Source organism: Novipirellula herctigrandis (assembly GCA_007859835.1).
Taxonomy (GTDB): domain Bacteria; phylum Planctomycetota; class Planctomycetia; order Pirellulales; family Pirellulaceae; genus Novipirellula_A; species Novipirellula_A herctigrandis.
Genome location: SJPJ01000002.1, coordinates 804,950 through 815,551, shown reverse-complemented (window position 1 = coordinate 815,551; position 10,602 = coordinate 804,950). Strand labels below are relative to the sequence as shown.

The 10,602-nt window shown below is 51.3% G+C and carries 10 protein-coding genes; 3 read left to right on the top strand and 7 right to left on the bottom strand.

Annotation, left to right across the window (positions count from 1 at the left end; translation table 11 throughout):
- The 3 genes from CA13_RS36040 to CA13_RS33920 all read left to right on the top strand — a co-directional run.
- Nucleotides 1–360, top strand: a 360-nt coding sequence (locus CA13_RS36040) for a hypothetical protein (protein ID WP_419195313.1), incomplete at its 5' end; no start/stop codon positions are given.
- A 152-nt stretch (nt 361–512) separates the two neighbouring features.
- Complete coding sequence (locus CA13_RS33925) at nt 513–1,595, top strand: hypothetical protein (protein ID WP_146404558.1); 1,083 nt, start codon at nt 513–515, stop codon at nt 1,593–1,595.
- A gap of 405 nt (nt 1,596–2,000) precedes the next feature.
- Nucleotides 2,001–2,576: a transposase gene (locus CA13_RS33920; RefSeq protein ID WP_419195312.1), complete on the top strand. Its 576-nt coding sequence runs from the start codon at nt 2,001–2,003 to the stop codon at nt 2,574–2,576.
- Nucleotides 2,577–2,640: 64 nt separating this feature from the next.
- Here the strand turns inward: CA13_RS33920 and CA13_RS33915 are convergent, their stop codons facing one another.
- The 7 genes from CA13_RS33915 to CA13_RS33885 form a co-directional block, all read right to left on the bottom strand.
- The gene (locus CA13_RS33915) at nt 2,641–4,251 is read right to left on the bottom strand and encodes a sulfatase (protein WP_146404556.1); all 1,611 of its coding nucleotides are present in this window, start codon (nt 4,249–4,251) and stop codon (nt 2,641–2,643) included.
- A 631-nt stretch (nt 4,252–4,882) separates the two neighbouring features.
- Entirely contained in the window at nt 4,883–5,050 is a 168-nt protein-coding gene (locus CA13_RS36035) for a hypothetical protein (RefSeq protein WP_419195311.1), read from the bottom strand.
- Nucleotides 5,051–5,306: 256 nt separating this feature from the next.
- The gene (locus CA13_RS33910; RefSeq protein ID WP_146404554.1) at nt 5,307–5,528 is read right to left on the bottom strand and encodes a hypothetical protein; all 222 of its coding nucleotides are present in this window, start codon (nt 5,526–5,528) and stop codon (nt 5,307–5,309) included.
- 276 nt (nt 5,529–5,804) lie between these two features.
- Nucleotides 5,805–6,830, bottom strand: a complete 1,026-nt coding sequence (locus tag CA13_RS33905; RefSeq protein ID WP_419195310.1) for an HAD family hydrolase — start codon at nt 6,828–6,830, stop codon at nt 5,805–5,807.
- Between the two features lie 459 nt (nt 6,831–7,289).
- Nucleotides 7,290–8,858 (bottom strand): arylsulfatase, encoded by a 1,569-nt coding sequence (locus CA13_RS33900; RefSeq protein WP_146404552.1) that lies wholly within the window; start codon nt 8,856–8,858, stop codon nt 7,290–7,292.
- Between the two features lie 177 nt (nt 8,859–9,035).
- Nucleotides 9,036–9,872: a DUF1269 domain-containing protein gene (locus CA13_RS36030; RefSeq protein WP_419195309.1), complete on the bottom strand. Its 837-nt coding sequence runs from the start codon at nt 9,870–9,872 to the stop codon at nt 9,036–9,038.
- Between the two features lie 110 nt (nt 9,873–9,982).
- The gene (locus CA13_RS33885) at nt 9,983–10,408 is read right to left on the bottom strand and encodes a response regulator transcription factor (RefSeq protein WP_146404546.1); all 426 of its coding nucleotides are present in this window, start codon (nt 10,406–10,408) and stop codon (nt 9,983–9,985) included.
- Nucleotides 10,409–10,602 lie beyond the last annotated feature (194 nt).

Below are 10,602 nucleotides of genomic sequence, written 5' to 3'. Positions count from 1 at the left end.
TGCATCTATCATGCCCTTAACCGGGGCAATGCGAAAAATGGGAAAGTGCGAAAATTGACCCCCTTCCCCTTTTATTTCCCTTCCCCTTTTATTTCCTTTACCGATTGCCTTGAGGAGACTCTCGACGAGCAATCAGCATTTGTGCAGATGGAAGTTAAGGCCGCGATGATAAAGCTTGCTGGCATTCTTCAAGACAATTGCAACAAGGCTCGATTCAAATCAGGTTGTTGCTATCAGAGTAAAGGTAGAATTAAGCCAAGACCAAAAGGAAAATGTCCTGACAACTGTATCAAGCTCCGCGCTGTGTGCTCATTGCCACCAGGCAATAGCCCTCCTCCCATTGGCGCGCCGGAATTTTAGGGTGCAGAATCGTGGCGAATCCAATGATTGTTTTCAGATTAATGTGCGTCATATTTTTGTCGCTCGCAACTAAACCGCCTAACTCATACGGTGTCGAAACAATAGACCCAGTCACTGAGTTGCGGACCTGTATCGTGGATCGTGAGTTAACGATGGCTGAATCAATCGCAATCGTTGATGCATTCGCCTCAATCGGCGATTTGCAGGCGGCTACACAAATCATGTCAGTAGCCCCAAACTCCACATTGCAAACTCTACAGTCAATGTGCATTTATCGATCGATTCAACGCCAGGGAGGAATTCAGTGGATTCCAAAAATGGAACGAGAGTTATCGCCATGGATTGACGCGATACGTCTTGCATCAAACTTGCGTAAGTATGCTACAGCTGATGCGATTGTGGAGAGTTGCTTAGAACGCTTACCAAATGCGAAGGACGACGCCATGTACATGCTGGCTCGTCAAGCAGCACTCAACGGAGATATAGAAATTGCAATCGCAGCCTTTGTAAAATCAGGCCTTCCGCAGAATCAAGCCGTGCGTGACGCGATCAGCTTAAGCAAAAAACGAAACCCCGCTTTGAACGATTTGCCCTCCATAACTTGGCGCAGGGCCATCAACGCTGTGTTCGCTTCGACAGGCATCAGACCGCCACGCATTGACGACCGGCAGGGTCTGGATCGAGCTATTGATAAATGCATGACCGACTTTGAAAAGATCGCCGTTTGGGTAGGATGGGGCCTCGGAGCGGGTAAAATGAATGACGAGAAAAGAGTTCAAGAATCGATAGAGGCGATAAATCAGATTGGAAAAAACAACCATCGGCTTTGGCGCTCAGTGCGCCCCGTGCTGGCGTATCTATACACACGGAATAGAGACGAGAAGTCCTTAAGATCGCTCGCGGTTTTTGATGGTGAGTTTTCAAGTATGCACGTCGTACAAAAGCATGGTAGCGAGGAGGCAATTGTGGCGGGGTTGATGCAATTGGGTGATATCGAGACTGCGATCGCTGTAATTTCGTCGGCTCCATTCGACACGAAGAGTCTAGTAGTATTCGCAGAGGTTGGAGTTAACAAATTCCATCCTAACGAACTCGTGCGGTGGTCGCGTAATCTTGAGAAAAGAGCACACATCATTGCTACGGCCCAGGTAATAAGCGCTTTTTCAGAACGAGACTTGGAAAAATCAAGAGAGAAGTCTCTTTGGGGGCAAGAGGCTTCGCCGGGGTCAGACTAGCTGGACAGCGCCACTTCGTGGCTTCCTGATTTCGTAAGTTGTGACTGTGCCGCGAGTTATCTCGCTTGACTTGGGAGTCAAAAAAAACGACCCTCCGTGTGCTAATTGTTTCACGACGAAACCACGGAAGGTCGCCTCTAAAGAGGAAAAGGGGAAGGGGGTCGTTTTTCGGGACTTGGTTTGATATTCTCTAGCGAATACGATCAATCTTTCTTTAGCCAACTGATGGTATGCCAAGAATCAAACGTGCCGATGAAGCAGGCTACATCTACCATGCCCTTAACCGGGGCAATGCGAAAAATGTGCGAAAAATGCCCCCCTTCCCCTTTTCTTTCCCGACGCGGACTGAAACAGGGTTACCTCGACCAGCTCGTTCTTTATCAAAGGCCTCAGCGTCCGACTTGGATGAGCCAAGAAGAATATGAAGCGTATCCAAACTCAATCTTCGTTCGTCACATCAAGTATCGAGTCGAACAGAAAGGTTTCCGAACGCGTGAGATCATACTGGCGACCACGTTGATTGACGCGGAGACTTATCAAGCCGAAGAACTGGCGCACCTGTACTACCGGAGGTGGACCGTTGAGTTGCATATCCGCAGCCTCAAGACCCAGATGCAGATGGATCACTTGCGGTGCAAGAGCCCGCAAATGGTTCGCAAGGAAATTCATTGCCACATGATCGGCTACAACCTTGTTCGTAGTGCGATGCTGGCGTCAGCGTTGAGGTTCAATGTGTGCCCAACACGCCTGAGTTTTACCGGCGCGATGCAGGCATTGGAGGAGTACGCCGCATCGCTGAGGCTGGGGGCGTCACGAAGGAATCAGCAGTGGGACAACCTGCTTGAAGTCATTTCCGAGTTGACCGTCGGCAACCGTCCTGGCCGCCAAGAAAAAAGAGAATTGAAGCGTCGAGCGAAGAACTACAAGTTGATGCAATGCCCACGCAATCCGAACCGAAATCGTTACGCCACCGCAGCTTAAGCTTACGCCCGTGCCATTCACCCCCTTCCCCTTAGATTTTTCCCTTCCCCTTAGATTTTTCCTGTCATTCCATTCGCACGGGCTTAAATGATGTTTCGTCGAGATCACCTGTAAGAGCTTCCATTTGTGCTTTCAAGCTGGTCTTGATGTCCGCAAACTCGGGATTGTCAGCGAGGTTCGTCCACTCATGCGGATCATTCGTGTGGTCGTATAGTTCTTCCTTGCCGCTGACGTAGTGCGTGTAGCGATAGTCTTTGGACCTGACGGAGTAGCTGTGAAATGACGGCTCCAGCCCTCTATCCGAATCCGGTCCCGGCGTCATGACGACCGAAAGCGCGACATCGGGGCCATTCCACTGGTCGTTTTCGGGATCGACCAGAAATGGTTTCAGGCTGTGTCCATCAAACGACGCACCATCTTCGTTGATTCTGTTATCACTTTTGCCAAGACCACAAAGGTCGGCAATCGTTGGATAGATGTCAATCAAAGACACAGGATGATCCACCGCTTTTCCGCCATTGTTTACCAACTGGGGAACACGAATGATCATCGGCACGCGAGTGCTTTCTTCCCACAACGAGTTCTTGTACAGATACTGCTTCTCGCCCTGATGGTAGCCGTGGTCGCTGACCAGGATGACGATGGTGTTGTCCTTAAACTTGCTGTTGTCCAGTGCGTCCACAACCGTTCCGACTTGATCGTCTACGAATGTGATGCAGGCGAGATACGCTTGCAGATGCCTCAGCAATCCTTCCTCAGCTGTGGAGTAAGAATCAACCAGTTTCTGATAGTGATTCGTCCACTTTGGATCCCATTTTGGAAACACCGAAGCGAAATGACAATCTTCCCGGTCGTTTTCCTTGATCGCCGCCAATTTCAGAGAATCCAGTGGGTACATGTCAAAGTACTTTTGCGGCGCGACCAGCGGCGTGTGTGGACGTGAAAAACCAACCGCCAGGAAAAACGGAACTGATTCCTCACGGTTTTCCAGTTGCTTCAAACGATCGACGGTCCAATTCGCCTGCAACTCGTCACTCATCAGATCTCGGTCATCGTCGCTCTCGTAGCGAAACGGCTTTCCCATTCGAGTCGTCCAACCCTTGTAACCAGGGAAGTTTCTTGAGGGACGAACATTGGGAACATCGGCCAGCGATGCATAGACACCATCGATGGCACCAATGTCGCGAAAGGGTTGTGGGATAGACGGATGGCCGACTTTCTTCTTCCCATTGGACGGGAAAGGTCCTGGATCCTGAGGTATCCCGAATTCGGTCCAGTCGTCGGTCTGTTCGTGGTGCATCAATTTCCCGGTGCCATAGGCCACGTATCCACTATCCTTCATGAACCGGGCCAGGGACTTGCCGTTTTTCAGCGTGTCGTTTTTATACCAATCGTCAAACCAATAGTTCCTCGATCGATGCGGATAAATGCCCGTCAGCATGCTTGCCCGCGACGGCGCACAGATTTGCGCGTTGCAATGAGCATTGACAAAGCGGACGCCACTTCCGGCCAGTGCGTCCAGGCTGGGCGTGATCGCTTGCGGATGACCGCCCAGGTAGCCGGTATAGTCGTTCATGTCATCGACCATGATCAGCAGGACGTTGGGTTGCTCGGCGAAGGCAATGCCAGATAGCGAAAGAGAAAGAATCAGAACTAGCAGCGTTTTGGAAAACATAATTCTTTGGTGTCCTGAAAGATGAGTGGCAAAAATTTGCTGGAGGTCACTGTGTTTGGTGTTCTGTTAAATTGCTTGCAGTACCGCCTTTAGGCAGAATCGTTCCGAAAATCCGGCTGGAGACGTCACTACGAACATCGATGGAAGCGGTGTTCGCCGAAGCCTGTTGTGAACAAACTTCATTTTAGCGCAAGTGCTTCCGAGTTTCCCTGACCGTATCGTCGAGTTTCCTCGAGCCCGCGTTTGTGTTTCATTTCGACACTCTCCGCAGACTTTTGTGGAGCGTGTTTGCGAAAGGATTCGATCGCCGTTTTGACTTAACAGTCTTAGGATTCGATCAGGTTTGTTTCCTCATTCGGGTCATTGTGGCGGTCGTAAATTACTCTGGCCAACAACTCGCCGGGGCCGTTGCTGCCATTTTTCAATGTAGTGCCAGCGTTTTGAGAAAAGCAGCGCGTCATTATAGCTTACGGTGACGGCGACGCTGTCAGTGTTCGTGGCCGGATCGTCCAACCCCGTGGACGGGGAATCAGCCATGACCTGAGCAGTCGTGGATTGCGATCTCGTTTGTGATGCCAGCGATCAAGGGAGCCATATTCCCAGTCCTCTGCGGCTCTGACCAATGTCCCACTCAGTGCATTGCGTTCCACATAGCGACAAACAACCAGGGAATATTCATCGTCATGGCAAAGGAAACTCTTAACGGTCCTTGATACAAATGGCCTGTTCCGCTTACGTGATAGTGTGCGTGACAGCGAAGCGTGTGGGTCGCGGTGACCCAGCCGAGAGATTTGCCCATCCACCATCCTTTTTGCGGCCGAATGACAAGATGCCAATGATTTGGCAGTAGGCAGAACGCAAGCAATTCGACAGGTTACAAAGCGTGATGTTCTGTTAGCGGTTCAAACGCCGATAAGACAGTGTGACGCTTCTAAACTTCGGATGTCTACCAGGGTGGCGATCGCTAAACCCTTTGATGCTGACGGAGAAGTGTCCGCAGCAACGAGGAACCGTTGGACTTTGAGAGTCGAAAAACCACCCTCTAGGTAGTGCCGCTAAACATAGGCGTGCATCTTGCCAAAGCGAGCAAAATCAAGTTCGACGATGACAGCGATTTTCTTTCCCGAAAGCTGAAGAAAAGCTGCAAAGCAATCTTGATAGCGAACCGATCTGTAATCGCAAGATGAAATCCTGTGTACTTCCGGGGCATCTGTGGGCAGCACTGCCGGAACGTTAACTCGCCCCGCCGAGTGCGGGAAGATGAGTTCCTGCATCATTTTGATGATCGACTTTCCGAATCGGGTAACGCTGCGTCACAACACTGATGCGAGTGCGCACCGCATGATGATGGGCAAGCTATCCGCCACGTGAGCCGATTGCTGCGATAGCGACAACGCAACGCAATTTCCCTCAAAAATCGGTGCGTCATCAGCACGAGAGTTGTTCGAGTCGCTGGATCCGATACCACGTTTTTCATCTTGTGAGCAACTCCGGAACGTTACTACGTTTCTTTACGGACGGGCTCACAAATCGGCGAGTCGTACGAGACTCTTTTACTGGCTTTGGAATGGATAGATCACTTGCCAGTCATGTTTCATATCCACGACCGTCCAACCTCGCAGTTGGGCGTCCACCAGTGCCTTGTCGAGCCGACCGACATGCGAATCGCGATCGTAAGCCCACTCTCGATCGGCGTCGGTGTGATGAACCAGCAGGCAAAATCGAGCACCATCTCCTGCTGCTGTCCATTGCAACATTTGATGGTCGCCATCGGAATTGCCAAACGAGGCAATGGGGCGACGGCCAATGTGGCTGTTGATTCCGACCGGTTTGCCTGCCTTGTCATCGATAAAATCAATTTCGGCTAGGCGGACGAGAACGGGTTTGCCTTCGCGAAGTTCAAACTTTGTTTTGATACTGCTGCCGACTACCTGCTCAGGCGGGATTCCGTAGACATCTTCTGCGAACACACGAACGAATTCGATTCCACCGCCGGTCGTAATAAACGTTTTAAATTCTTTGGCTCGGAGATACGCCAGCAACTCGAGCATGGGTTGGAAAACAAGCTCGTGATAACGTTTGTCAAATCGTGGATGCCTGGCCGTGTTAAGCCAGTCCCTGGCGATCACCTCGAATTCAGAGGTTGTCATGCCGGCATGCGATTCCATGACCAACTTCATTAATCCTTCCATCCCTGACTTGGCGACCGTTTCCAAATCGTCTTCGAGTACTGCTTGAAAGGGCTGTTCCGACTTCCACTCGGGGTGATCCTTGGCAAGCGTCTTGATTCGGTCGATCGCGAACGCCAACTGGAAGTAGAAGGGCTTTTCGGACCAGAGACATCCGTCGTTGTCAAACGTTGCAATTCGCTCGGCAGGCTTGACGTAGTCGGGGCCACCCTCGGTGGTCACGCGTTTCACAAAATCGACAATCGCAGCCTTGGTCGGCCCATCATTCCACGACGGCAAAGAATCCGGCTCTTGGGTGAAACCGATTGTTGCAACATTTAAACTTGATACGAAGACGGTTACCCAAACGAAATGAATGGCGAGAATTCGATTCTTGGAGAACATGTTCATTCGGTTCACTTGATCTTTTTTAAACAAAGGAGGATAGATAACATTTCGCTGAATCCGACCCGGTTAGCAGCGCACGATCAATTACTATCGTAGTGGACGAGGCAACGAATTCTGACGCGTCAGCCCGTCGCCTCGTCCACTACCAAACCCGACAATAAACCATCGTGTCTTGCTAAATTACGCCACCTGCGACGTCGCTAACGCTCTCGTTCTATGACCGCTCCAGGTAATTGATTTGGGCATTGCAAGATTCACGGATTTTTTCGATATGCTCTAAAATATTCGCTTTGGTGTCATCACCATACTTGGCGTTTTATTCTCCGAAATTTGGCTCTGTCGCGTCCATTTCCGAAGTAACGATGCAAGTTCAGTGTAGCTGAAACTTCAAGCATCCAACAACAAAGCGGGCCAAGGCCAATGGCAGAAGCCCGCTTTTTGTTTGGCAATACCGAGGTGCAGCTACTTTGAACCGCCGGAGTCCTTCATTTTCTCCATCACTTTGGAAAGCGAGAAACTTCCAGGTTCCATACGAGGTGGATATTCCTTAAAGGTCTCAAGGAACTTTCCAACATATTGCTGGGCCGGAACCAGCATGAATGCGCGGTCGATCATCCAGTCGTAGTACGTGTTCGATGTAAATAACGCACGCTCATAGGGGTCGCGACGCAAGTTGAAGATCATGGGAGTGCGAAGTTCGACCCAAGGATCCATCCAGACGCGGAGAGTCCCCATCGTTTTCTGTTGCAGGAAGACGATTTTCCAGTCCTCATAGCGAAGTGCCGTCAAATCGCCTGTGTCTGAAAAGTAGAATACTTCTTTTCGCGGGCTGTCCGTTCCCTGCGGGTCTTTCAAGTGTTCCGTGATGTCGTAACCATCAAGATGAATTTGGTATTGGCGACCAAGAGCGTTGGACGTGTATCCGTCGAGCAAGTCTGTCTTGAGGTCCTTTTTACCGGCGGCGGCTAAAAAGGTCGGCATCATGTCCATGTGATGTACAACACCGTTGGATTCCGAACCAGCCTTAATCACGCCGGGCCAACGCATGGCACACGGCACTCGCCAACCACCTTCCCAGTTCGAATTCTTCTCACCTTGGAACGGAGTCGCGGCGGCGTCCGGCCAAGTGTTGTAATGCGGTCCGTTGTCGGTCGAGTAGTGCACGATCGTGTTATCGGCGATTCCGAGATCGTCCAGCAATTTTAGGAAGACGCCGATGTGAATGTCGTGCTCGACCATTCCTGCCTGATATTCGTCCAGGTTTCCGTACATTTTGTTGGCCTTGTCACGCATCTTTTCAGCGACATGGGTGCGGAAATGCATTCGCGTGCCATTCCACCAGCAGAACCAAGGCTTTCCGCTTTTGTGAGATCGTTGAATGAAGTCAACCGCTGCGGCAACCGTTTCGTCGTCGACCGTTTCCATTCGCTTCTTCGTTAACGGACCTGTGTCCTCGATCTCGCCATCGGCAAATGACTTGATGACACCGCGGGGGCCGAACTTCTTTCTGAACTCGGGATCCTTGGGGTAGTCTTCGACCTCGGGCTCTTCTTCAGCGTTCAGGTGGTAAAGGTTGCCAAGGAATTCGTCGAAACCGTGATTGGTCGGTAAATGCTCGTCACGATCTCCAAAATGGTTCTTGCCGAATTGCCCCGTTGCATATCCCTGATCCTTCAACAAAACAGCAATCGTTGGATCGAGCGTATTGATTCCCTCTTTGGCACCAGGCAAACCGACTTTTGAGAGTCCGCTACGGTACACACTTTGGCCCAGCATGAACGACGCGCGACCCGCGGTGCAGGATTGTTCGCCGTAGTAGTCTGTAAAGATCATGCCCTCGTGCGCGATGCGGTCGATATTTGGAGTGCGATACCCCATCATGCCTCGCGTGTAGGCACTGATGTTGGACTGGCCGATGTCGTCTCCCCAAATGACGAGAATGTTCGGTTGGCTTTCCGCGAACGACGGAGTCGACACACAGGAGACGAGCATTGCGACGGCGATCATCGCAAGAAATTTAGTTTTGGTCATGTTGCTGGCTTTGAAAGAGTGGTCGTAGATATGTGTGAGAATAGTTTTTTTGCCACTCTCGAAAAAGCCCCAGTTCTCACTATTTCCGATGACAACCGAGGCTAGATCCAAAGTGGCTAGTATCACCACGGGTGGGCACGCAGGTCGTGTACCCACCGTTCCATTCAAATCACGCACTCAAGTGAGTGCTTTTTCGAGATTTTTCCCTGCTTCTTTGAGGTTGCCGATTCGCTCGTCATAGTCAGCCTTCATCTGTTCTTTTTGCGTTTCAAACTTGGCTTTGACATCATCCTTGGCAGCGCCGATTTGGTCGCTAAGCTTCTGAAGTTTTGCGTCAGATTCTTCTTTGAGCGATGCGACTTTGTTGTCAACTTTGTCCTTGAGAGCCGCCAATTTGGCCTTTGCAGCGTCGCGTTTGGCTTGAAGCTTATTTTTTGCTTCGCCAACAGCTTGATCCCACTCGGCATCGAGCTCATCGAGTTCGCGGTTGGTCGCTTCGATGTCGCGAGCGATTTGGTTGTCCTCAACATCGATACGGTAACGACGGAAGACAACTCCGCCCAACTTTTCCATACGGCTGTCCAGTGGAGTGGTCCAACCTTCGGTGACTTCGGCAACGACCGCGGAGGTGCCCGGCAGCATCAGTGCACCAACATCGCTAAGAAATTCGCCGTCAACTCCCACGTTGTACAAGTCGCTATACCAGCCCGTTAAAGTGCCACCGGCCAATCCAACAGCAGCGCCCGCTCCAACTGCACCCGCAGCGGCACCGGCGGCAACGGCACCTGCACCGCCAAGAGCACCAATCAGAGTGCCAAGCAACATGCCGGTGGCAGTGCCAATCGGGCCTTCGTCGACGGCGTCTTTGATCTCAACAGTTCCATCTGCACCCTTGGTGATGATGGCACCGGCGTACAACGCGATGCTGCCTTCGCCATCGAGTTGCAGCATTGCTTTCGAGCCTTCGTAAGCAGCTTTTTCATTGTCAAAAACGGTTACAACAAATTTGCTCATCTATCTTCTCCGATTGGAAATACTTGGGAATTGGTAAAAGGTTCTTTGTTTGCCCCAAAACAGAATTGTTTCCACAGGGCGATTCTTGCTCGGTATTGTGATGCGGTTATTTAGTCATGGTTACGATTCAGCGACTTGGACTCGGGATCCTCAGGTGTTTTTGAATCGCAGAGTAGCCAGCGAATTGCATCTAAAAGCGCTTCGCCGTCGGCCGGTTCTCGAAAAAAACCTGCGGCCCCCAGGTCTCGTGCACGTTGTCGAGACTCCGCGTCGTCCTTGCCAGCGAGCAGGATGACGGGAAGCAATTTGCCGTACGCCCCTTTGCTTTCTCGCAACGCTTGGAATGCGATGTCATCCGGTTGCGTTTCGTGCAAAACAGCACACTCGACGTCGGCGCGATCGTCAGCAGCCAGAAACGCCTCGATGGATGCATACAGTTCGGCCTGCAATTTCGCAGCCCGGGCAATGCGAACCAATGAGGTCCCGCCTGAAGCGTCTTGGTGAACAAACGCGATCCTACCACCCTTGCGATTCATTCTTGCTAATCAACTCCCCTCGTTCCGGATCATTCACAAAGGGCAACTTTAGGCAAGAGATCCGCGGTGGCCAATTGTCCTTTGGTGCAGGTCTGGAAAAGAAATGTATTGGCTACGGGGCGCGAGCCTCGTGCATAGCGTTGTCCACGAGAACCAAGGCTAGCAGGCTGTTGATTCTTGCTCGCGTCATTCCG

Bases quoted from the DNA above. Each gene is read 5' to 3' on its own strand.
- CA13_RS33925 (WP_146404558.1), top strand. From the start codon at position 513: ATGGCTGAATCAATCGCAATCGTTGATGCATTCGCCTCAATCGGCGAT.
- CA13_RS33920 (WP_419195312.1), top strand. From the start codon at position 2,001: ATGAGCCAAGAAGAATATGAAGCGTATCCAAACTCAATCTTCGTTCGT.
- CA13_RS33915 (WP_146404556.1), bottom strand. From the start codon at position 4,251: ATGTTTTCCAAAACGCTGCTAGTTCTGATTCTTTCTCTTTCGCTATCT.
- CA13_RS36035 (WP_419195311.1), bottom strand. From the start codon at position 5,050: ATGGGCAAATCTCTCGGCTGGGTCACCGCGACCCACACGCTTCGCTGT.
- CA13_RS33910 (WP_146404554.1), bottom strand. From the start codon at position 5,528: ATGATGCAGGAACTCATCTTCCCGCACTCGGCGGGGCGAGTTAACGTT.
- CA13_RS33905 (WP_419195310.1), bottom strand. From the start codon at position 6,830: ATGAACATGTTCTCCAAGAATCGAATTCTCGCCATTCATTTCGTTTGG.
- CA13_RS33900 (WP_146404552.1), bottom strand. From the start codon at position 8,858: ATGACCAAAACTAAATTTCTTGCGATGATCGCCGTCGCAATGCTCGTC.
- CA13_RS36030 (WP_419195309.1), bottom strand. From the start codon at position 9,872: ATGAGCAAATTTGTTGTAACCGTTTTTGACAATGAAAAAGCTGCTTAC.
- CA13_RS33885 (WP_146404546.1), bottom strand. From the start codon at position 10,408: ATGAATCGCAAGGGTGGTAGGATCGCGTTTGTTCACCAAGACGCTTCA.